19 protein-coding genes and 2 pseudogenes are annotated in these 21,960 nt (G+C 71.6%); 15 read left to right on the forward strand and 6 right to left on the reverse strand.

What is annotated here, in order from left to right; translation table 11 throughout:
- Nucleotides 1-168: 168 nt before the first annotated feature.
- Complete coding sequence (locus BLW85_RS30855; RefSeq protein WP_074994196.1) at nucleotides 169-1,002, reverse strand: alpha/beta fold hydrolase; 834 nt, start codon at nucleotides 1,000-1,002, stop codon at nucleotides 169-171.
- A 57-nt stretch (nucleotides 1,003-1,059) separates the two neighbouring features.
- Between BLW85_RS30855 and BLW85_RS30860 the strand changes: the two genes are divergently transcribed.
- The 5 genes and pseudogenes from BLW85_RS30860 to BLW85_RS40950 all read left to right on the forward strand — a co-directional run bounded on the left by BLW85_RS30860 (nucleotide 1,060) and on the right by BLW85_RS40950 (nucleotide 6,617).
- Nucleotides 1,060-1,533 carry a MarR family winged helix-turn-helix transcriptional regulator gene (locus BLW85_RS30860; protein WP_074994198.1) on the forward strand — a complete coding sequence of 158 codons (474 nt, stop codon included), beginning with the start codon at nucleotides 1,060-1,062 and terminating at the stop codon, nucleotides 1,531-1,533.
- A gap of 117 nt (nucleotides 1,534-1,650) precedes the next feature.
- Entirely contained in the window at nucleotides 1,651-3,537 is a 1,887-nt protein-coding gene (locus BLW85_RS30865; protein ID WP_074994200.1) for a gamma-glutamyltransferase family protein, read from the forward strand.
- Nucleotides 3,538-3,617: 80 nt separating this feature from the next.
- Nucleotides 3,618-4,466 (forward strand): inositol monophosphatase family protein, encoded by an 849-nt coding sequence (locus BLW85_RS30870; RefSeq protein ID WP_070022807.1) that lies wholly within the window; start codon nucleotides 3,618-3,620, stop codon nucleotides 4,464-4,466.
- 137 nt (nucleotides 4,467-4,603) lie between these two features.
- The gene (locus BLW85_RS30875) at nucleotides 4,604-6,022 is read left to right on the forward strand and encodes a phytoene desaturase family protein (protein ID WP_177329994.1); all 1,419 of its coding nucleotides are present in this window, start codon (nucleotides 4,604-4,606) and stop codon (nucleotides 6,020-6,022) included.
- A pseudogene (locus BLW85_RS40950) lies at nucleotides 6,019-6,617 on the forward strand (macro domain-containing protein). Before BLW85_RS30875 ends, BLW85_RS40950 begins: the two are co-directional and overlap by 4 nt.
- On the opposite strand, the gene BLW85_RS30885 reads toward BLW85_RS40950, so the two are convergent.
- Entirely contained in the window at nucleotides 6,541-7,656 is a 1,116-nt protein-coding gene (locus BLW85_RS30885; RefSeq protein WP_074994203.1) for an FAD-dependent monooxygenase, read from the reverse strand. The pseudogene BLW85_RS40950 and the gene BLW85_RS30885 overlap by 77 nt on opposite strands.
- Nucleotides 7,657-7,825: 169 nt before the next feature.
- On the opposite strand from BLW85_RS30885, the gene BLW85_RS30890 reads away from it, so the two are divergent.
- The gene (locus tag BLW85_RS30890; protein ID WP_074994206.1) at nucleotides 7,826-8,161 is read left to right on the forward strand and encodes an ArsR/SmtB family transcription factor; all 336 of its coding nucleotides are present in this window, start codon (nucleotides 7,826-7,828) and stop codon (nucleotides 8,159-8,161) included.
- A gap of 571 nt (nucleotides 8,162-8,732) precedes the next feature.
- Here BLW85_RS30890 and BLW85_RS30895 read toward each other — a convergent pair.
- Entirely contained in the window at nucleotides 8,733-10,022 is a 1,290-nt protein-coding gene (locus BLW85_RS30895) for an MFS transporter (RefSeq protein WP_074994209.1), read from the reverse strand.
- Nucleotides 10,023-10,265: 243 nt separating this feature from the next.
- Nucleotides 10,266-11,306, reverse strand: coding sequence for an LLM class flavin-dependent oxidoreductase (locus tag BLW85_RS30900; RefSeq protein ID WP_074994211.1), 1,041 nt, complete (start codon nucleotides 11,304-11,306; stop codon nucleotides 10,266-10,268).
- A 269-nt stretch (nucleotides 11,307-11,575) separates the two neighbouring features.
- Here BLW85_RS30900 and BLW85_RS30905 point away from each other — a divergent pair, with 269 nt between their 5' ends.
- Nucleotides 11,576-11,911, forward strand: a complete 336-nt coding sequence (locus BLW85_RS30905; protein ID WP_074994213.1) for an ArsR/SmtB family transcription factor — start codon at nucleotides 11,576-11,578, stop codon at nucleotides 11,909-11,911.
- On the opposite strand, the pseudogene BLW85_RS40955 reads toward BLW85_RS30905, so the two are convergent.
- Nucleotides 11,907-12,122 (reverse strand): annotated as a pseudogene (locus tag BLW85_RS40955) (IS481 family transposase); the annotation flags it as partial. The gene BLW85_RS30905 and the pseudogene BLW85_RS40955 overlap by 5 nt on opposite strands.
- Before the next feature lie 812 nt (nucleotides 12,123-12,934).
- On the opposite strand from BLW85_RS40955, the gene BLW85_RS30910 reads away from it, so the two are divergent.
- Nucleotides 12,935-13,651, forward strand: coding sequence for a hypothetical protein (locus BLW85_RS30910; protein ID WP_070022799.1), 717 nt, complete (start codon nucleotides 12,935-12,937; stop codon nucleotides 13,649-13,651).
- 174 nt (nucleotides 13,652-13,825) lie between these two features.
- On the opposite strand, the gene BLW85_RS30915 is transcribed toward BLW85_RS30910, so the two are convergent.
- The gene (locus tag BLW85_RS30915; RefSeq protein ID WP_074994215.1) at nucleotides 13,826-15,283 is read right to left on the reverse strand and encodes an MFS transporter; all 1,458 of its coding nucleotides are present in this window, start codon (nucleotides 15,281-15,283) and stop codon (nucleotides 13,826-13,828) included.
- Between the two features lie 123 nt (nucleotides 15,284-15,406).
- On the opposite strand from BLW85_RS30915, the gene BLW85_RS30920 reads away from it, so the two are divergent.
- The 7 genes from BLW85_RS30920 (at nucleotide 15,407) to BLW85_RS30950 (ending at nucleotide 21,958) form a co-directional block, all read left to right on the forward strand.
- Nucleotides 15,407-15,859, forward strand: a complete 453-nt coding sequence (locus BLW85_RS30920; protein ID WP_074994217.1) for a MarR family winged helix-turn-helix transcriptional regulator — start codon at nucleotides 15,407-15,409, stop codon at nucleotides 15,857-15,859.
- A 416-nt stretch (nucleotides 15,860-16,275) separates the two neighbouring features.
- The gene (locus BLW85_RS30925) at nucleotides 16,276-17,463 is read left to right on the forward strand and encodes an ATP-binding protein (protein WP_070022796.1); all 1,188 of its coding nucleotides are present in this window, start codon (nucleotides 16,276-16,278) and stop codon (nucleotides 17,461-17,463) included.
- A complete protein-coding gene (locus BLW85_RS30930) occupies nucleotides 17,460-18,302 on the forward strand; it encodes a roadblock/LC7 domain-containing protein (RefSeq protein ID WP_239697743.1) in 843 nt (280 codons plus the stop codon). The genes BLW85_RS30925 and BLW85_RS30930 overlap by 4 nt, the downstream gene beginning before the upstream one ends.
- On the forward strand, nucleotides 18,299-18,682 hold the full coding sequence (locus BLW85_RS30935) for a DUF742 domain-containing protein (RefSeq protein WP_070022795.1): 384 nt from the start codon (nucleotides 18,299-18,301) through the stop codon (nucleotides 18,680-18,682). Before BLW85_RS30930 ends, BLW85_RS30935 begins: the two co-directional genes overlap by 4 nt.
- Before the next feature lie 3 nt (nucleotides 18,683-18,685).
- Entirely contained in the window at nucleotides 18,686-19,246 is a 561-nt protein-coding gene (locus BLW85_RS30940; RefSeq protein WP_070022794.1) for a GTP-binding protein, read from the forward strand.
- A 13-nt stretch (nucleotides 19,247-19,259) separates the two neighbouring features.
- Nucleotides 19,260-20,615: a cytochrome P450 family protein gene (locus BLW85_RS30945; RefSeq protein ID WP_070022793.1), complete on the forward strand. Its 1,356-nt coding sequence runs from the start codon at nucleotides 19,260-19,262 to the stop codon at nucleotides 20,613-20,615.
- Nucleotides 20,616-20,710: 95 nt separating this feature from the next.
- Complete coding sequence (locus BLW85_RS30950; protein WP_074994220.1) at nucleotides 20,711-21,958, forward strand: cytochrome P450; 1,248 nt, start codon at nucleotides 20,711-20,713, stop codon at nucleotides 21,956-21,958.
- Nucleotides 21,959-21,960 lie beyond the last annotated feature (2 nt).

Below are 21,960 nucleotides of genomic sequence, written 5' to 3' on the forward strand. Positions count from 1 at the left end.
CCAGCGCGCGGCGTCCTGAGCCCGTTGCTCCGACATTCGGATGGAAGCGCACATCTCTCGGATTTCACCTTAATGCTTGCCGCTGGGGAGCGGACAAGCGGCCCCGAGAGGCGGGGGCGGCCGCGAGGACGGCGCTGCGCGGCGCCCCGCGCTCTCCCGCCAGGGTGGTCACGAAGGCGGCAGGGCTTCGAGGAACTCGGCCAGGAGGGCGTTGAACGCGGCCGGCTGCTCCATGTTGGGAAAGTGCGCCGTGTCCTCGACGGACACCGCGCGGCCGTCGGGTACCGCTTGGACCAGGCGCTCGGCCATCGCCACGTGGTCGCTCACGTCGAGGGCGCCGTTGATCGCCAGGACGGGGACGTCGATGGACGCCGCACGACGCCAGGTGTGCGGAACCGGCAGGCGATGGTCCGGCTCGCCCGCCGTGTGCTTGGAGATCGTCCGGGACGCCATGGCGCGCAGGCGGTTCGCGAGGTCCGCGTCGACATCCGCGGGCGAGCGGTGCGGGCCTGCCGCGAAGCGCACGTGCCCGTCGAGCCAGCCCTCGATGTCGCCCGCCGCCAGCGCGCTGTTCTGGTCCCCGAGGACCTCCAGACTCCAGGGGTCCTCGAAGTACGGTTCGCTGGTGCCCACGCCGCTGACGACCACGGCGCGGACCAGTCCGGGGTACTCCAGCGCGGTGTCGACCGCGGTACCCCCGCCCATCGAGACCCCGACGAGCACCGCCGGCCCGACGCCGAGATGACGCAGCAGGGCCGCCAGGTCGTCGGCCGGACGAAACGGCCGGGTCGCGTTCGAGGAGGCGCCGTGTCCGCGGGCGTCCGGTGCGATGACCCGGTAGCGCGGGGCGAACGCCCTTGTCTGCTCGTCCCACATGCGGTGATCGAAGAACCCGGCGTGGAGCAGCACCAGCGGCTGCCCCTCGCCGGCGTCGCGATAGGCGAGGGAGCCGTCGGAGGTCGTGAACGAAAGCGTCTCGGGGTGGTCGGCGACAGCAGACATGACAACCAAGGTGTCATCATTGGCGAGAGTTGGCAACCGAAGTGTCATTCTTGGGGAATGACAGGCCCCGACACCCCGCTGCCGCCCGACGAGCTGGCCGACCGACTGACGGAGGTGTTCGCGCTGGTGGGGCCGCTGTACCGGCGGGTGCACCGCAAGGTGGAGCAGGCCGAGCCGATCGAAGGGCTGTCCGTCGGCGTGCGCGCCGTCCTCGATCTGCTGCACCTACACGGCCCCATGACCGTCCCTCAGCTGGGCCGCGCCCAGACGCTCAGCCGGCAGTTCGTGCAGCGCATGGTCAACGATGCCGCCGCCCGGCACCTGGTCGAGGCCGTCCCCAACCCCGCCCATCAGCGGTCCTCGCTGATCCGGCTGACCGCCGACGGCACGGCGGCCATCACCGCGGTGCACACCCGCGAACACGCGGCCCTGCGACAGGTGGGCGGCGACCTCACCGGCGCCGACGTGGACGCGTGCGTACGCGTCCTGACCCGGATGCTCGCGCTCTTCGACGAAGCGGACGTGCCCTAGCGTCGCCGACTCGCGCCTGACGGCGGACGGTGCGGGCGGTCTCCCCGGTGCGCTCGCGAGGATCTATCTTGGGCGCCGAAACGGCCGCGCCGCCGGGTCCGGACAGTGAGGGGAAGCATGTTCACCACCCGTCCCACCCTCCAGGGCACCTTCGGCATGGTGTCCTCCACGCACTGGCTGGCCTCCCAGTCGGCGATGGCCGTGCTGGAGGACGGGGGGAACGCGTTCGACGCGGCGGTGGCCGGGGCGTTCGTGCTCCATGTCGTGGAGCCGCATCTGAACGGGCCCGCGGGCGAGGTGCCGATCCTGCTGGCGCCGGCCGGGGGACGGGTGCGGGTGCTGTGCGGCCAGGGGGTGGCCCCGGCGGGTGCCTCCGCCGCCCGTTACCGGGATCTCGGGCTGGACCTCGTCCCCGGCACCGGACCCCTCGCGGCCGCCGTGCCCGGAGCCTTCGACGCCTGGCTGCTGCTCCTGCGCGACCACGGCACCAAGTCCCTCGACGACGTGCTGAAGTACGCGATCGGCTACGCCGAACACGGGCACCCGACGGTCGACAACGTCGGCGCGGCCGTCGACACCGTACGGACGCTCTTCGAGACCGAGTGGACCTCGTCCGCCGCCGTGTACCTGCCCGGCGGGCGCGCGCCCCGCCCCGGTGAACGGCTGCGCAACCCCGCCCTCGCCGCCACCTGGCGCCGGCTGCTCGCCGAGACCGCGCGGGCCGGCGACCGGGAGGCCCGCATCGACGCCGCGCGCGAGGTGTGGCGCTCGGGATTCATCGCCGAGGCCCTGGTCCGGCAGTCCCGGCGGCCCACCCTGGACACCAGCGGCGAGCGGCACACCGGCACGCTCACCGGGGACGACCTGGCCGGCTGGTCGGCGTCGTACGAGGACCCGGTGACGTACGACTGGCACGGCTGGACCGTCTGCAAGGCCGGCCCCTGGAGCCAGGGCCCCGCCTTCCTCCAGCAACTCGCCCTGCTCCCGGGGGAGTTGCCCGCGTACGGCTCCGCCGACTACGTGCACCTGCTCATCGAGGGCTGCAAACTCGCCATGGCCGACCGGGAGGCCTGGTACGGCGACGCCGCCGAGGTGCCCGTCGCCGCGCTGCTGTCGGACGCCTACAACGCCGGGCGGCGGGGCCTGATCGGAGCCGAGGCGTCGTACGAACTGCGTCCCGGCAGTCCCGGCGGGCGCACCCCGCGGCTGCCCGCGTGGGCGCACGCGCCCGTACCGGACGGCACCCGGGGCGTCGACCCGATGGGGGCGGGGGAGCCGACCGTCGCGGAGGTCCCCGAACGGCCCCGGGCGAGCGGCGACGGCGCCGCCCCCGACGGCATCGCGACCGGCCGCGCGGGCACCGGTCCCGACAACATCGCGACCGGCCCCGACGGCGCCACCCGCGGCGACACCTGCCACCTCGACGTCGTCGACCGCTGGGGCAACATGATCGCGGCCACCCCCAGCGGCGGCTGGCTCCAGTCCAACCCCGTCGTCCCGGAACTGGGTTTCCCGCTCGGCACCCGGTTGCAGATGGCCTGGCTGGAGGAGGGCCTGCCCAACACCCTCACCCCCGGCCGCCGCCCCCGTACGACCCTCACCCCGTCCCTCGCGCTGCGCGACGGCGTGCCGGTGATGGCGTTCGGCACGCCCGGCGGCGACCAGCAGGACCAGTGGCAGCCGCACTTCTTCCTCGCCGTCGCGCTGCGCGCCCCCGTCCGCGGCGGCCTCGACCTCCAGGGCGCCATCGACGCCCCGAACTGGCACAACGACGGCTTCCCCAGCTCCTTCTACCCGCGCGGCCACCAACCCGGCGCCGTGACCGTGGAGTCCCGGATGCCCGCCGGGGTCGTCGCCGAACTGCGCCGCCGTGGCCACGACATCACGCTCGGGCCCGCCTGGTCCGAGGGCCGGCTGTGCGCGGTCGCCCGCGACCCGGAGACCGGTGTGCTGTCGGCGGCCGCCAACCCGCGGGGCATGCAGGGGTATGCGGTGGGCCGGTGACCCCTGTTCTTCAACCCGATTCCACCCGGTGTGCACCGGGCGGGCGGGGATTGTCAGTGGGGCGTGGTCCCATAGGGGACATGAACGAAGAGACGGAAACCATCGACGAGTTTCTCACCCGCCGCGCGGCCGACGTGGAAGACGCGATCCGCGCGGCGGCCGCCGCCGAGATCCTGCCCCGCTTCCGCTGCCTCACGGCGGCCGACGTGGACCAGAAGAGCGGCCCGCACGACCTGGTGACCGACGCCGACCGGCTGGCCGAGAAGCGGCTCACCGAGGCGCTCGGCGCGCTGCTGCCCGGCTCGGTCGTGGTCGGCGAGGAGGCGGTGCACGCGGACCCGGCGACGTACCGGGCGATACAGGGCGACCTCCCGGTCTGGATCGTCGACCCGGTCGACGGCACCCGTCAGTTCGTGCACGGCGACGACGGGTTCTGCACCCTGGTCGCGCTCGCCCACCGCGGCGTCGTGCTGGCCTCCTGGACGTACGCCGCGGCGCGCGGCCGGCTCGCCACCGCGGTCCGCGGCCGGGGCGCGTTCCTGGACGGCGAGCGGCTGTCGGCGGGCGTACCGGCGGCCGGCCGGGACCTGGTCGTCGCCACGTCCCACCCCGACTACACCACCGATGCGCAAAAGCGCGCGCTCCGCCCCCTGTGGACGGACGGCGTCGCCCCGCGCCCGTGCGGTTCCGCGGGCCTGGAGTATCTGGCCGTCGCCCGGGGCGAGTTGGACGCCGTGGCGTTCTCCTGGGAGGCGGCCTGGGACCACGCGGCCGGACTGCTGCTGGTCGAGGAGGCGGGCGGCACCCACCTCACCCGCTCCGGCGAACCCTTCCGGATCGCCGGCCGGAACGCCCTGCCCTTCACCGCCGCCCGCGACACGGCCACGGCCCACCGCCTCACGGAGCTGCTGCGCACGGCGGCGGTCTGAACCCGGCGCCCCGGCGTCCGGCCCCGTCCCGCCCTTGATCGCGTCCCACCCGCACAAAACGCACTCGCCCCCACCACCCCCCGCCGTCCGGCATATCCTGGCCCCGAGTGGCCATCGGCTGACGAAGGGGTCCGAAGGTGCCGGCGATGCTCGATGCGGTCGTGGTGGGGGCGGGGCCGAACGGGCTGACCGCTGCCGTGGAGCTGGCCCGCCGGGGCTTCACCGTGGCCGTGTTCGAGGCGCGGTCCACCGTGGGCGGCGGCGCCCGCACCGAGGAGCTGACCCTGCCCGGGTTCCGGCACGACCCGTGCTCGGCCGCCCATCCGCTCGGCATCAGCTCGCCCGCCTTCCGCGCCCTGCCCCTCGACCGCTACGGCCTCGAATGGCTGCACCCCGAGCTGCCCATGGCCCACCCGTTCCCGGACGGCACCGCCGCGGTGCTGGCCCGCTCGGTCGCCAAGACGGCCGCCTCCTTCGGGCCGCGGGACGCGGGGGCGTACCGCCGACTGGTCGAGCCGCTGGTCGCCCACTGGGACACCCTCGTGCGGGACTTCATGTCGCTGCCGTCGACCGCGCTGCCCCGTGACCCCCTGACCCTCGCCCGCTTCGGCCTCGCCGGGCTGCCGCCGTCCACCTGGCTGATGCGCCGGTTCAAGGACGAACGGGTCAAGGCCCTGTTCGCCGGGCTGGTCGCCCATGTGATGGCCCCGCTGGACGGGTTCGCCACCGGCGCCATCGGCCTGGTCTTCGCGCTGGCCGCGCACGCCCACGGCTGGCCGGTGGCCCGCGGCGGCTCCCAGGCGATCTCCGACGCCCTCACCGCCCACCTCGCGGACCTCGGCGGCGCGGTGCACACGGACTACGAGGTCAAGCGGCTGGACGACCTGCCGCCCGCCCGTGCCTACGTCTTCGACACCTCGCCCGCCGCCCTCGCCCGCATCGCCGGTTTCGGCGGCTATTACGACCGCTACCGCTACGGCCCCGGCGTCTTCAAGATCGACTACGCGCTGGACGGCCCGGTGCCCTGGACCGCGCCGGAGGCCCGCGTCGCCGGCACCGTGCAGATCGGCGCGAGCCAGGCCGAGATCGGCACCGCCCTGCGCGCCGCCTCCCGCGAGGGCCGCGCCCCCGAGCGGCCGTTCATGATCACCGTGCAGCCGGGCGTGGTCGACCCCACCCGCGCCCCCGAGGGCAAGCAGGTCTTCTGGGCGTACGGCCATGTGCCGAGCGGCTGGTCGGGGGATCTCACCGACGCCATGGAACGCCAGCTGGAGCGCTTCGCCCCCGGCTTCCGCGACCGCGTGCTCGCCCGCGCCGTCGCCGGTCCCGCCGAGCTGGCCGCCCACAACGCCAACTACATCGGCGGCGACATCGCCTGCGGCGCGGCCTCCGGACTCCAGCTGCTGCTGCGGCCCCGGCCGACCCTGTTCCCGTACCAGACCCCCCACCCGGCCGTCTTCATCTGCTCGTCCGCCACCCCGCCGGGCCCCGGGGTGCACGGCATGTCCGGGCACAACGCGGCCCGGGCCGTCTGGCGCAGGCTGCGGCAGACATGACCGCCCTCCTTCCGGTGCGGGGAGACATCACCCGCCGGCGCGCCGACGCGATCGTCAACGCGGCGAACTCCTCGCTGCTCGGCGGGGGAGGGTGGACGGCGCCATCCACCGCCGCGGGGGCCCCGCGATCCTCGCGGAGTGCCGGGCGCTGCGCGCCTCCCGCTACGGCCGGGGACTGCCCACCGGCCAGGCCGTGGCCACCACGGCGGGGCAACTCGACGCGCGGTGGGTGATCCACACCGTCGGCCCGGTGTACGAGGGCCCGGACAGCGATCCCGCGCCGGTCGCCTCCTGCTACCGGGAGTCGCTGCGGGCGGCCGACGAGCCGGGCGCCCGGACCGTCGCGTTCCCGGCGCCCCGGCTGCCCGGCGCCGTCGACGGACCATTGCGGACTGACGAGAGCCCGTGGTCGGCGCATCGTGGGGCACGAGGAGCAGCGGAACGGAAGCCGGCGCAACCTCTTGGTGGGCCGCTGACGGAGCGTCGGCGGCCGGACCTGTCTGAAGTTGTTCCACGGGTCAGGCCCGCGTGCGACCGACCACGCGGCCCACGGCGTTGCGCACCGCGAGGCCCGGTCGGGTGCGGGGCACCATGAGCCTGGAGAGCAGACCGACGCGTCGCTGCCGCGGGCCTACCTCACGGCGGAGCCGCGACTCGTAGGCGGCGAAGGCGCGGGCGTGATCACCGGGGTGGGCGGAGAGCTCTTCTGCGAGGGCGTACGCGCCCGCCATCGCCATGCTGGACCCGTCGCCCAGCAGGGATGTCGCCGCCGCCGCGTCCCCGAGCAGTACGACCCGTCCGCGGGACCATGAGGGCAGCCGGACGGTGGTCAGGGGGTCGAAGAACGGAGCCGGGTGGTCGAGGAACGCCGCCACGAGTTCCGGTGCCCGCCACCGCACGTCGGCGTAGGCGTCGGCCACGGTCTGCTTGTGAAGGGCGATGTTCTTGCGGTCGTGGGGCGCCGGCTGTGCGGCCCGGAAGGTGAAGATCGCGAGTGGAGTCGTCCGCGAAGGGTGGAGGACCAGCATCCGGTTCGGCACGGTCAGCATCGTCATCTCGGTCGGGTCCTCGATGGCGTCGGGTTCCAACGGGACGGTCGCGCCGTACAGGCCCAGGTCGCTCGCGAACTGCCGCTCGGGGCCGAATACCAGGCGCCGTACGGTGGAGTGCATCCCGTCGGCACCGACCACCAAGTCGAAGCGCCGTGGCGCGGACCGCCGGAAGGTGACGTCCACCCCGCTTTCATCCTGGTCGAGAGCGGTGACCGTGTCGTCGAACAGGAACTCGGCCTCGGTCTGCGCCGACCGGTAGAGCACCTCGGACAGGTCGGCCCGGGTCACCTCGACCGTCGGCGCCTTGTCCGAGGTGAGCGGGAGTTGCAGGATCCGCCTGCCGTCGGGGTCGAGCAGGGTCAGCGATCGATTGCGGGTGGCGAGCCCGCGGAGCTGCGGAAGGATGCCCATGCGGTCGGCGACCGGGATCGCGGGCCCCTTCACGACCACCGCGCTACCACCGGAGCGCAGCTGCCGGGCGTGTTCGACGACCGTCGGCCGGAATCCATTCCGGGAGAGCCAGTATGCGAGTGCGGGCCCTGCGATTCCGGCACCGACTATCAGCACCTCGGGCTTCTTCATGACGATGACCTCGCGGAGTATCGATGACCAGGCCCCCGGCGAGTGCCGGGCCGGGTCTCAGGGGGAGGCGGCACCGGGCAGCGCAAACGGGTCAAGGTACGGTCAGATTCGTACCTCAGTGGAGCATATCTTGAGGTACGATGCAAGCCGTACCTGAAGGGAGTGCCGCGTGGCCGGGATCAACCTGGTCGGCCCCGAGGTCGATGCGCTCGATCTGGGTGCGGTGATTCGCGCCCTCGCCGACGAGCACCGTCGTTCGGTGGTGACGGAGTTGGCCGCCGACCGCAGCGACAGCGAGCGGGGCTGCAACTCGTTCAATCTTCCGATCTCGAAGCAGACCCAGACCCACCACTTCCGGGTCCTGCGCGAAGCAGGTCTTATCGATGAGATCGACTACGGCAACCGCAAGGGCATCCGACTGCGACGCGTGGACATCGAGAAGAGATTCCCCCGGCTGCTCGCACTCCTGGGCGCAGAGTCCCCGGGCGGTACTGCTCCTCGCTGAACACGGCTGAGCACACTGGAAGGAGTCCGAGTCGGCCCTGGGCCGCGAGCTCGGCCGGATCCGGCTCGTGCCCGGCTCGCAGGTGGCCGAGCGCGACGCGGACACGAATGGATCGGTGTCGCTTCGACCATCGTCCCGCGCTCATGATCGGCGCCGAGCTCTTCCGCGCGCTCCCTCACGCCAACACCCACTGAGGTTTCCTCAACCTGCGTGCGGGAGGCGACCTCCATCGGAGGCGCGACAACCCACCGTCAACGGGTGCCGACCGATGGAACCGAGCGCCCACCACCTACCCCGATCGACCGAGCGGCGACCCCCGGCAAGCCGCGGCCGCCGTACTCGATCTCGCGGTCCGGACCGTCCGGGAAGGGACGAGCGACCGGCCGGAGCGCGACGTGTAGCTGACACGAGCGGCACGGTCACCGCGGACACCACGCACTCGGAGCGGGTCCGCGGTGTCCGCCGCACGCTGTGCCGTGGTGCCTGTCCGTGGCTCGGGCCCCGCGCGGGTGTGAGGACCGTGCAGTCACACGCCGGCGGCCTCGGCCACTCCGCGCGGCGGCCCGGTGGTTCACGCCTGTGTGCCGACCTGATCGGCGATCGGGTCTTCCTGGTGCTGGTCCGGGTGGGCCGACAGGGTGCGCGCAGCCGGGCTCTTGTGCGCCCGGTGGAGCACGTTGATGACCACGGCCAGCAGCAGGGGCAGGAGCGCCAACGCGATCACCACGAGATGGAAGACCTCCGCGTAGGCCCCGGCGGCTCCGCTGCCACCTGCCGAGACTTTCCGGGCGAGGCCGGGATCGTCGACGCGGGCGGACAGGAGTCCGGCCGTCACCGCGGCGTAGACCCCTACGGCGGCCGCCTCACTGCCCAGACGGACGAAGTTCAGCACACCGGCCGCGGCCCCCGCACTACGGGCGGGCACGGCGGCGAGGGCCTCCCCGTCGATGAGGCCGATCGGGAGACCCCAGCCGAATCCCAGGAGGACCATGGGGAGCACAAGGGTCCACTTCGGGGCGTCGGGGCCGAGGAGCAGCATGCCGAGATCACCGACGACGAGCACGGCGAGCGACACGTTGATGATCACCATGGGGGTGATCCGGCGTACGCGGTGGACCAGTGTCGTGGCGAGGACCGGAGCGACGAGCACCGGCAGCGTCAGGGGCAGGAGGAACACGCCGGCCTGGCCGGCACTCATGCCGAGGACCGCGCTCAGCGCGACGGGCAGATAGGTCAGCAGGGTCACGTAGCCCAGGGACCCCGCGACCGGCACCAGGATGACGGCCAGGAAGTACCGGTTGCGGACCGGTGAGAAGTCGATCAGCTTGCGGTTGCCCTCCACAGGGTGCCTGTGGTCCTTCGGCAGGGCACCACCGGCCAGCAGGGCCACGATCGAGATGGCACCGGCGGCGGCGAAGACGCCCTGCCACCCGACGAACGTCACCAGCCCCCCGGAGAGGGTCGGTCCTGCGGCCAGGCCCAGACCGACCGTTGTGCCCAGCAAAGCGAAGGCACGAGCGCGCCGGGCACCGGAATACGCGTTGGACAGCAGGGCCGTGCCACCGGTGGCCACCGCGGCGCCGCCCACTCCGGCGAGCAGGCGTCCCGCGTCGAGAACGTACAGGTTCGGGGACACGACGCTGAGCACGGAGGCACCCAGGATGAACAGGGAACCGATCATGAAGGTGCGCTTGTGTCCGAGCCGGTCGGAGAGTGCTCCCCAGACCAGGGTGAACAGGGCGAACGAGACGTTGAACCCATTCACGACCCACTGGAGAGCGGTCGGGGAGTCGCCCAGGTCTCGGGAGATGTCGGGAAGGGCGATCGCTGTTCCCGCGATGCTGATGGGCAGGACGAACATCGTGAGCAGGATGACGGGCGTCAGGAACCATGGCGGGTTCGCCCCCTCCGCATGCCTCGCAGTGCTGGTCACTGGGCAACCCCTCTAGGTACGAAAATGTTCATACCTAGAGTCAAGCAGGAAGTGTAGGTACGAATCAAGCCGTACCTGATGTGATCTGACGGACAGGCGCGTTGTCGGCGGTCGGGCAGGCGGTCGTGCCCGCCCGGCCGACCGGTCGGGCACGACCGCCTCGGCGTCGCGTCAGCGGCTCCGGCTCCAGCCGAGGGCCGCCGGGGCGATGTGCTCGGCGATGTTCTCCAGGATCCGGAGGTTCTCGTCGCTTCCGAGGAGGTTGGGGATGGTGACCAGCAGGGTGTCCGCGGTGCGTACCGCTTCGTCCTTCGACAGAGCCTCCACCACCGTGTCGGGCTCCCCGATGAAGCTCTTGCCGAACCGCGACACGGCTCCGCCCAGAACGCCGACGTGTTCTCTCGACCCCTGTGCGGCGGCCGCACCGAACAGGGCGCGGTCGCGGTCCGAGACGATGGGCAGGATGCTGCGTACCACCGCCACCCTGGGTGTTCCCGGATGGCCCGCGCGGTGCCAGGCGTCGCGGAAGAGCTCGATCTGTTCCGTCTGCAGCTGTGCGAACGGGACCCCGGTGTCCTCGGAGAGCAGCGTGCTGCTCAGCAAGTGCATCCCTTGTTCTCCGGTCCACTGGGCGCTCTGTCGTGTGGCCGAGCCCCACCAGATCCGCTGGGGCAGGGTGCCGGATCGGGGTTCGATCGAGAGCGGCACGGTGGCACCGGTTTCCGCGGGGTCGCTCATCGCCATCGGGGCCCCCGCGATCGCCGCCCTGAAACGCTCCGTGTGTGCCCGTGCCATGTCCCCAGCGCGGGAATCGTCGGTGGGGCCGGGGTGGTGGCCGAAGGCTTCGTAGCCCCGCAGAGCGGGTTCCTGTGACCCCCGGCTCAGGCCGAGTTGCAGGCGGCCGCCGCTGATGAGGTCGGCGGCGGCGGCGAGTTCGGCCATCATGAGCGGGTTCTCGTAGCGCATGTCTATGACGGCGGTTCCGAGTTCCATCCGCCGCGTCCGCGCCGCCGTCGCCGCCAGCAGTGCCCAGGGGCTGGCGAACTGCCGCTGGTAGTGGTGCACGCGGACCCAGGCGCCGTCGAAGCCGAGGCGCTCGGCGCCGACGGCGATGTCGATGTGCTGGGTCAACGCTTCGGTCGCGCCGCCGGCCTGTGAGCCGGGCGTGTGCTGGTGGTGTCCGAAAGAGAGCAGTCCGAGCCGCTTCCTCATCTTCTCGCCTTCCTTCGGCCCTGGAAAAGGGTCCGAATCCGGCCGGTCGCGCGACGGTCGCTGGAGGCGGGTCGCGGTTTCGTCGATTGGTGAGCACCGGCGCCCTTCCGGGCGGAGGTGACGGCGGCCACGACCGGCAATAGGTACGTCCAATGTCGTACCTTAGTGAAGCATGCTCGCAAGGTACGAGACAAGTCGTACTTGATGGGTGGTCGGCAGAATCGCCTTCTCAGGTACCGTGGACGTCGTACTTGTTGGAGGTGGGCTCAATGGTGGAAGCGGTCGTGACCCAGGCCGACACCGATGTCCTGGACCTGGGTGCGGTGCTGCGTGCTCTCGGCGACGAACACCGGCGCGCGGTGATGATCGAGCTGGCCGCGGACAGGAGTGACGGTGAGCGCACCTGCCACTCGTTCAATCTTCCCGTGAGCAAGCAGACCAGGACTTACCACTTCCGCACCCTGCGCGACGCCGGGCTGATCTGCGAGACCAACTACGGGAACAAGAAGGGCGTCAGACTTCGCAGAGCGGAGATCGACCGCCGCTTCCCGGGGCTCCTCGACCTGCTCGCCGCGGAGTTCAGCCGGGTCAACCCGGCATCGTGAGGACCCGCTCGATGGTGATGCCTTGCCGGGCGAACCAGGCGGTTGCTCGTCGTAGGAAGCCGGCGCAGGTCGCGGCGGTCTCGTCGGGGAGGTCTTCGGTGTAGGCGAGGCGGGAGTGGTCGTCCAGGGCGGTGTCCCCTCGGTGCGTCACGGCGAACCCGCCGTCGCCCTCGTCGGCACCCGCCCGCCACTTCCCACCTGGTGACCGGCCCCGGCCACATCGCCGCCCTCGTCGGGCAGATGCCCTATGCCCGACGGCACCCTGGTCGGTACGCACGGGCCGCGGACACCATCCCAGCTTGTCCCAGGTCATCCCGGGTCTGCCGCCCGCTCCGGCGGCCATCCTCCCTGCCCAGGGCCCTTCGCTGGTCTGCCCAACCAGCGGTCAAGCGGAACGAGTGCCCGGCCGCCAGCACCTCCCGGTGCCCGTGGTCGGAGGCTGCTGGACTGCCCGGTTCAAACGATGGTCGGCGGGGTGTGTCGGGTGGCTGCGGCGGTGGGGGAGCGGGATGCCGAGGAGGGCGTCGGCGGAGGTGCGGGCGATGTCCCGGGCGGTCTGGCCGTCTGCCGGGGTGCGCAGCACGCGGCGGACCAGGGTCACGGACAGGCCGGCCCGGCCCGGTCGGCGATGTCCTGCGCGGACATTCCCCATTCGCGCAGCCGTGCAGCCCACCGGGCGGCGGCATGCGGTGGGACACGGGCGGACAGACCGCGCGCGTGGTCCTGGTTGCGCCGGCGGCGGCCCCGCAGTGCTGCGGAAGCGGATTGCTCCTCGGTGAGTGGCATGGCGGTTTCCTGCTGCGCGTTCGGTGTGCCGGCTCACCGAACGCGCCTCCGCCGACAGAGCAGTCCTTCTGCGTAGTGGCTGGCATCACCGGGTCCCTCGCCTTCCGGGCCCCCGCGGTCCCACGGCACGAGCCGCCTGTTCGGGGGTACCTGCTGGGGGTGCGCGGCGCCCGGCACCGAGGAATGCTCAGGCGCCGTGGCACGGTCCGTGCGGGAACGACCGGAAGGCCACGAGGTATGGCACGTACGCGGGCACAGGCGAGCACCCGGCATCCCAGGCATGAGCGCAGGGGAGAGGCACGGCTCCCGGCGGTGGTCGCGACCCTCGCCGCGATCGCCCTGTACCTGCTGCTGCCGCAGCGGCTGCTGATCGCTCCCCGGTACGTCCTGCCCGCCCTGGAGTGCCTGCTGCTCATCCCGCTTATCGCGATCAACCCCAAACGGCTGACCCGGCAGACGAAGACGTTCCGCGTGCTGTCGCTGACGCTCGTGGGCGTCATCGTGGTCAGCAATCTGGTGGCGCTGGTCATCCTGGTCCACGAACTGCTCTACGCCGGGGTGAAGGACGGCCGGTCCCTGCTGGTGGCCGCGCTGCAGATCTGGCTCACCAACATCATCGTCTTCGGGCTGGCCTACTGGGAGCTGGACCGGGGCGGCCCGGTCAGCCGCACCCAGGCACCCCGCTCGGCCATGCCGCTGGCCGACTTCCGTTTCTCCCAGGACGAGAACGACGACGCCGTCCAGGAAGTCGCCGACGGAGCCAGCGGCACCTCGGACTGGGTCCCCACACTGATGGACTACCTGTACGTGTCCACCACCAACTCCACCGCCTTCAGCCCGACCGACACCATGCCGCTGTCGACCCGCGCCAAAGCCCTGATGGGGGTGCAGAGCATCTCCGCTCTGCTGACCTCGCTCCTGGTGATCGCGCGGGCCGTCAGCATCCTGCGCTGACCCCCGGCCGGCCGCCGCGCAACCGCCCACGCGGCGTACATCCAGGCCGCCAAGGCGCTGCGGCGCAAGCTCGAGAAACGGTCCGCCCAAGGACACGCTTACTGGCAAGCACCCCACGTACAGGGACTCGGGCCGCAGGGGGCGGGGTGAGACCGGCCGCCCCCGGGTGTCCGGTCAGCCGCGCGCCGGAGCCTGGTCGGCACCGGCCGCCGGCTGCTCCGCGGCCTCCTCGCCGCCCGCCGGGCGCAGCGCCGGAATGAACGCGGCGACGGCCGCGGAGAGCAGCGCGACACCGCAGCCGATCAGCAGGCCGGTGCGGAAACCGTCCTTCGAGGCGATCGTGTGGCCGCCCAGATTGATGGTCATGTGGGCGAGGACGACGCCGATCACGGCCGAGCCGATGGTGGTGCCGAGCGAGCGCATCAGGCTGTTGAAGCCGTTGGCGGCGGCGGTCTCGGACAGCGGCACCGAACTCATGATGAGCGCGGGCATGGCGCCGTAGGCGAGCGCGACACCGCTGTTGATCACGATACCGGCGACCATGATGCCCGCGGCCGTGCCCATGAGCGGCAGCGCGACCGCGTAGCCGACGGCGATCACCAGGGCGCCGGCCAGGAGCGTGAGCTTCGGGCCGCGGGAGTTGATCAGCTTTCCGCCGAGCGGGGAGATGAGCATCATCATGATGCCGCCGGGCGCGATCCACAGGCCCGCCGCGAGCATCGACTGGCCGAGGCCGAAGCCGGTGGCCTTGGGGAACTGCAGCAGCTGCGGCGCGATCAGCATGAACGAGTACATGCCGACACCGACGAGGATCGACGCGGCGTTGGTGATCAGCACCCGCGGGCGGGCCGTGGTGCGCAGGTCGATCAGCGGGTCGCGGGTGCGCAGCTCCCAGAAGCCCCAGACCAGCAGCGCGATGACGGCGACGGCGAACAGGCCGAGCGTGGTGCCCGAGGCCCAGCCCCAGTCGGCGCCCTTGGAGATCGCCAGCAGCAGGGCGACCAGGCCGATCGCCAGACCGACCGCACCGGGCGCGTCGAAGCGCTGGCCCTTGGCGGCGGCGGGGACGTCCGGCACCACGACGAAGATCAGCACCCCGATGATCAGGGAGAGGGCGGCCGCCCCCCAGAACAGCTCCTGCCAGTCGGCGTACTGCGCGACGGCGGCCGCGAGCGGCAGGCCGATCGCGCCGCCGATGCCCATGGAGGCGCTGACCAGGGCGATGGAGCCGCTGAGCTTCTCGACGGGGACGACGTCCCGTAGCAGCGCGATGCCCAGCGGGATCATGCCCATGCCCATGCCCTGGAGGCCGCGTCCGACGATCATCGGCACGACGGAGGTGGACAGGGCGCACACCACTGAGCCGGCCACCAGCGGCACCACGCAGATCAGCATCATGCGCCGCTTGCCCACGAGGTCGCCGAGCCGTCCGGACACCGGCACGCAGACGCCGCCGACGAGCAGGGTGACCGTGATCACCCAGGCGGCGTTCGACGAGGAGGTGTGCAGGATCTGTGGAAGTTCCGCGATCAGCGGGGTGACCAGTGTCTGCATGATCGCGGCGACGGTTCCGGCGAGCGCCAGGACGGCGACGATGCCGCCCGTCCGGCTGCTCGGCTGTGGGGCGTTCATGGGTGCTCCTCGGCTTGTGCTGGCAAGGATGTGCATCGTACATACTCTATGTATCGACCACATCTCAGCGGACGCTGCGCCGAGGGGCACTGAGATACGGTCGGTCCAGAAGGAGGCACGTACATGGGCAAGCCGTCGCACCTGGTCGAGTTCGAGCACATGGTCCTCGGGCGGCATCAGCTGAGCAGTACCACCCGCCGGCACCAGGAGGGCCGGCTGGAGCGGAGCGCCTACATCATGCTCAGCCGGATCGAGGTGCAGGGGCCCATGTCGATCGGGCAGCTCAGCGACGCCTTCCAGCTCGACGCCTCCACCGTCAACCGGCAGACCGCGCACGCGATGCGGGCCGGCCTCCTGGAGCGGATCCCCGACCCCGAGGGCGGCATGGCCCGCAAGTTCCGGCTGACCGAGGAGGGCGAGCGGCGGCTGCGCGAGGAGCGCGACACCCACGTCAAGGACCTGGACCGGGTCTTCGAGGACTGGTCGGCCGAGGACGTGGAGACCTTCGCCCGCTACCTCCAGCGCTTCAACACCAGCGTGGAGCGCATCACCGGCCAGCCCTGGCCCCGCGCCTGAGACCCGCCCCGCCCGCCCTTCCCGCCTTTCCCGTCCGCACCGGCGCGCGCACCGAGACGTACGTGTCCCGCCGTCAGTTCCCCTGCCGCGCGGCCCTTTCGGAACCGGTGCCTCCCGCCTCCCGCGGCAACTCCCGCACCCGTATCCGGAATTGCTGGACGAGCCGCGCGTAACCGGCGCAACCCACCCGGTGAGCAGGGTCGTTGGGCCGCCTCGCGGTGGTAAAGGTTCCGCTAAGCGGGTGATAGCATCCCCGCGTCTGTGACCTTGGTCCCCTCGGCTCAGGCACCGCAGAAAACGGTTTCGGTCCGGTCGTCCCCCTGACCTGTCCCGGCCCGTACGCGACCGGTCGTCCCATCGGTGCGCGCGGTGCACTTCCGCCAACGGCCGCAGGCCAAACGCCAGGAAAGGTTTCCATGATTCGAGACGCACTTGTCTGGTGCCTGGTCGTCGTGGCGGCGCTCGGCGTCGCCGCGGCCCTGGTGCTCAGTCGTCGCGCCAAGGCCATAGCGGCGAACAAGGACAGGTCCGAGGCCGCCCTCACCCAGCGGCTCAGCGAGGCCGACGGCCGGCTCGCCGCCTTACGAGCAGAGCTCCACCAGCACCGGACCGATCACGCCAAGACCATCCAGGAAGCCGAGGAGGCGGCGGAGGACAGCACCAAGGCCGTACTCAAGGGCTCCGCCCGCTTCCTGCAGAGCCTCGCCGCCGAGCAGCTGGCCCTGCTGGAGGACATCCAGCGCAAGTACGGCGGTCACTCGGTCCTCGCCGACCTGCTCGAAGTCGGCCACGCCAACGCGCAGATGGCGCGCAAGGCGCAGGGCATCGCCGTCATGTGCGGTGCGCCGCTGGGCCGCCGCAGCCGCGCCGCGAGCGTCTACGACGTGGTGCGCAGCGCCCAGGGGCAGATCCGCAACTTCCGCCGCGTGGAGATCATGCAGCAGACCGGCCTCGCGCTGAAGGCGTCGGCGGTCTCGCCCGTCGCCCTCGCCGTGGCGGAGCTGCTCGACAACGCTGCCAGCTTCTCCCAGCAGGGCTCGCCGATCGAGGTCACGTTCCAGCGGGTGCAGAAGAACCTGTGCATCGTCATCGACGACGCGGGCGTCGGCATGAACGACGAGGAGCGGCAGAAGGCCACCGCCCTGCTCTCCGGTCAGTACCGTCCCCGGCTGTCCCAGCTGGGCAACCAGCCCAAGTTCGGCTTTCCGGTGATCGGCCTGCTCTCCCAGCAGTACGGCTTCCGGGTCGACGTGACCGGTGTCTCCCGCTACGGCGGCGTGCGCGCGGTCGTGCTGCTGCCCGAGGAGCTGTGGACCGAGGAGGAGACGGCACCGGTGGAAGACGTCCAGCCCCCCGTTACCGAGCCCGGCGGCGCCGCCCGGCCCGAGCCCGTGGCGCGCACCGCCAACGGCCTGCCCCGGCGTGGCGCCCGCCAGGTGCCCATCGCCAGCGTCCCCGACCACGACACCGTCGGCCTGCCGCACGTCCCGGCTGAGGAGGACGCCGGCCGGGCGGCCGGCCGCAGCCTGGGCGCCTTCCAGCGCGGCACGCTCTCGGGCCGCAACCTCTCCGCGGCACCGTCCGAAGGGTCCGATGACACATGATCACAGACCTGTCGTGGATGCTTGAGGACATCGTGGCCAACGTGCCCAAGGCACGCCACGCAGTCCTGCTGTCCGCGGACGGCCTGCCCCGCGGGGCGACCGACGGTATGGCGCAGAAGGACGTGCGGACCATCTCCGCCGCCATGGCGGGCATGCAGTCGCTGAGCCGGGCCACGGCCCACTTCGCCGGGGACGGCCCGGACCGGCAGTGGAACCAGACGATCATCGAGTTCTCGCACGGCTGGATCTTCCTGATCGGGGCCGGGCAGGGTGCCTATCTGGCCGCGGCCGCCGCGCCCGACGTCGACATGCAGCAGATCTCCTTCCGCATGCACCGGCTCGTCGCCCGGCTCGGCAACAACCTCACCTCGCCGCCCCGGGTGCACGCGGACGAGGCCGGGACGGCGCGCGCCCAGCGCGCCCACACCGGCCAGGAGGTCGGCACCGGGATCCGGATCGCCGATCTGGACGAGGTGATCGGCAAGGTGCACGGCGCCCGGCACGCGGTACTGCTCGGCGCCGACGGCCTGCCCCGCGGCGCCACCACCGGCATGAGCCAGGACCTCGCGGACACCATCTCCGCGGCGATGACCGGCATCCACGCCTACAGCCGGGCCACCGCCCAGTTCGCCGGCGTCCAGCCGGACGCGGTCTGGCGGCAGACGGTCATCGAGTTCCAGCACGGCTGGATCTTCCTGATCGCGGCCGGCCGGGGCGCCTTCCTCGCCGCCGCGGCCGAGCACGACGCCGACATCGAGGACTTCACGACCCGGCTGCACCAGGTCGTGCCCCGGCTCGGCGGATATCTGTCCCCGCGCGGGGAGGCGAGCCGCACGTGAGCGACGAGCCGGACGAGGATCTGGAACTCACCTCCGCGTTAGTCCCGTTCTTCGTGATCACGAACGGGCGGTCACTGCCCCCGGAACACGCCTACGGGCACACCACGCTGGTGTCCGCGAGCGAGCACGCCGCCACCACGGTGCGCACGCTCACCCCGGAGGCCCGTCAGGTCCTGGACCTGGTCATGGACGGATTCCTGTCCGTGGCGGAGGTGGCCGCCCACACCCATCTGCCGCTGGGGGTCGTCCGGATCCTGCTGGTCGAGATGGAGGAGAGCGGCCTGATCATCGCGCGGAAGCCGGTGCCCCGCGCGGAACGTGTCGACCGAGAAGTACTGAACGCCGTGCTCGACGGCCTCAGAGCCCGATTCGGAGCGTGATTCGTGTACCTGGATTCAGGTGTCCGTACGGCGGTGAAGGTGCTCGTGGTGGGGCACTTCGGGGTCGGCAAGACCACATGCATCGCCAGCATCTCCGAGATCGAGCCGCTGCGGACCGAAGAAGAGATCACCGAGGCCAGCGAGGGCTTCGACGACCTGTCGGGCACCCCCGACAAGACCACCACGACGGTCGCCATGGACTTCGGCCGTCTGACCATCAACGACGAGGTGGTGCTCTACCTCTTCGGCACCCCCGGCCAGGAACGTTTCAAGGAGATGTGGGAGGAGCTGTCCAGGGGCGCCCTGGGCGCGCTCGTCCTCGTCGACCCGGAGCGGCTGTCCGAGTCGTTCCCCATCCTCGACCTGGTCGAGCGGTTCGGCCTGACGTATGCCATCGGCGTCAACCACTTCGACGGCACCCCCGGTTATCCGCTCGAAGAGGTGCGCGAGGCCCTGAACCTGTCCGCGGACACCCCCGTCGTCCCCTGCGACGTCCGCGACCAGCAGTCGTCGGCGCACGCGCTGATCACCCTCGTGCATCACCTCCTCTCCCTCATCGACTAGGAGCCCCCCGCTCATGCAGCAGCGACCCGGCATAGAGCCGCCCCCCGGCTGCCCCGCACACGCAAACCTCCCGCTCTACGGCCCCCACTTCGGCTCCGACCCCGACGGCCACTACGCCCATCTGCGGTCCCTCGGCCCGAGCGCGCCGGTGGACATCGCGCCGGGCGTGGAGGTCGAGCTGGTCACCAGTTACGACGCCGCGCTCTACATCCTCCAGAACCCCGCCTCGTTCGTCCGCGACTCGCGGCGCTGGAACGCGCTGAACGAGGGCCGCGTGCCCGAGGACAGCCCCGCGCTGCCGATGCTGGCGTACCGGCCCAACGCGCTGTTCAGCGACGGCGCGGCGCACGCCCGGCTGCGGCAGGCCGTCACCGACAGCCTGGCCAGCGTCAACGAGCTCCAGCTGGTGCGCCAGACGCAGGCCTCGGCCGACTACCTGATCAGCCGCTTCAGCTCGGAACGGATGGGCCAGGCCGAGCTGATGGCCGAGTACGCCCAGCCGCTGCCGCTGCTGGTCTTCAGCGAGCTGTTCGGCTGCCCGCCGGAGATCGGTGACCGGGTCGTCGCCGGCATCACCGGCATCTTCTCCGGCAGCAACGGCGCCGACCAGCTGCTGGCCGAGGCGCTGAGCGAGCTGATCGCACAGAAGCGCCGCAACCCCGGCGAGGACCTGACGACGCGTCTGATGCAGCACTCGGCGCAGCTGACCGACGAGGAAGTGCTGCACCAGCTCGTCACCCTGCTCTCCGGGGGCACCACGCCGCTGTCCGCCGTGATCGGCACCGCCAGTGCGCTGATCCTCGGCGAGGAGTGGCAGTCGGGGCTGCCGGTCGAGGACGCCGTCACCCAGGTGCTCTGGAACTACGCGCCGATCGCCAACTACGCGGCCCACTACCCCACGCACGACGTCGAGTTGGGCCACCGGGTGATCAAGGCCAACGACCCGGTGCTGATCTCCTTCGCGGCGGCCAACACCGACCCGCGCCTGGCCGAGCACCGCGAACAGCTCAGTGCCAAGGCCCACTTGGCCTTCGGCGCGGGCCCGCACGCCTGTCCCGCCAAGGACCCGGCGTTCGTGATCGCGGTGACCGCAGTGGAGTCCCTGCTGAACCGGCTGCCGGACATCGAGACCCGGATGCCCTTCAAGGACCTGAGCTGGATTCCGGCCCCCTGGAGCCGCTCCCTGGTGGCACTGCCGGTGCGCTTCACCCCGCGCATCGTGGTGCCGACGGCGGCCCAGAAGGCGGAATCCCCGGTGACGTCCTCCGCTTCCCCGGTCGCGGCCACCCCTCGGCCCCCGGTGAACGGTGCGCCGAAGCCCAAAACGGGCCTGTTCAGCCGCTTCCTGGCCTGGACCAGGGGCGAGTGACGAAGGCAACTCGCTCCGTGCATAGTCACCTTGTATGTGCGTAGGAAGCGGAGGGTATGCATGCGGGCTGATGTCTAGATCAAGAAAGGGTCATTGTGGAGACACTCACCACGTCGCCCGCCGACAGACGCTTCGCCGTATCGCTCTTCTCCCGGCTGCGCACGGCCAAGGGCCAGTCCAACCCGTTTCCGGTCTACGCGGAACTCCGCTCCCGGGGTGCGGTCGCGCCCGCACCCTGGGGTGGTCACCTCGTGACCGGTTTCGACGTCTGCGACCAGGTCGTGCGCAGCCGGGACTGGCTGGAGCCGGACGCCCGCTGGCGTGAGCAGCAGGGCCACGGCACCCGCTGGACGGCGCCGTCCTCCCGGGAGATGAGCCGGACCCTGCCCGCGCTCAACCCGCCGGAGCACACCTGGGTGCGCCGCTCGGCCGGTATGTTCGACCGCGGCTCGCTCGACCAGATGCGCGGGATCACAGCGCGGTTCACCACCAGGCTGCTCGACAACCTGGCCGAGCGGCTGCACGACGGCGAGGCCGATTTCAACGCCCTGGTCGCCGAGGAACTGCCGGTCGCCGTCATCGGACACTGGCTCGGACTGCCCACCGCCGACCACCCCCGGCTGCGCGAGCTGACCCACGACCAGGTGTTCACCCAGGAACTGCTGCCCTCCGCCAGCCAGTTGGCGCTGTCGGACGCGGCCACCGCCGAACTGCGCGCCTACTTCACGGATCTGGTCCGCGAACGCCGCGCCCGCCCCGGCGACGACCCCGTCTCCCGCTGGATATCGGTGTGGGACGGCATGGAGAGCGACCGCGACAAGGCCGACGAGGCCGTCTACTTCCTCTCCCTGTTCGTCCTGCTGGCCGCCCTGGAGACCACCACCACCCTGCTGTCCACCACCACCCTGCTGCTCCTGGAGCACGCCAGGCAGTGGGACCGGCTCACCGTCCAGCCCGACCTGGTGCCCGCCGCCGTCGAGGAGACGCTGCGCTACGACCCGCCCACCCATGTGATCAGCCGCGTCTCCTCGCGCGACTGCGAACTGGGCGGGGTGGAGATCCGCAAGGACGAGATGGTCCACCTGCTGATCGGCGCGGCCCACCGCGACCCGGCCAAGCACGAGGACCCGGAGCTGTTCAACCTGCACCGCAAGCCCGGCCACCTCGCCTTCAGCGGCGGCATCCACTACTGCCTCGGCGCGCCCCTGGCCCGCCTCGAAGCCACGACCCTCCTCCACCAGCTGGTCACGCGCTTCCCCCGGCTCACCCTCGTCCGCAGGCCGACCTGGGCCCCGCGCGTGGCCTTCAGACGGCTGCTGAACCTGGACGTCACCCTCGCATGACC

Source organism: Streptomyces misionensis, from assembly GCF_900104815.1.
In the GTDB taxonomy this organism is placed as follows: domain Bacteria; phylum Actinomycetota; class Actinomycetes; order Streptomycetales; family Streptomycetaceae; genus Streptomyces; species Streptomyces misionensis.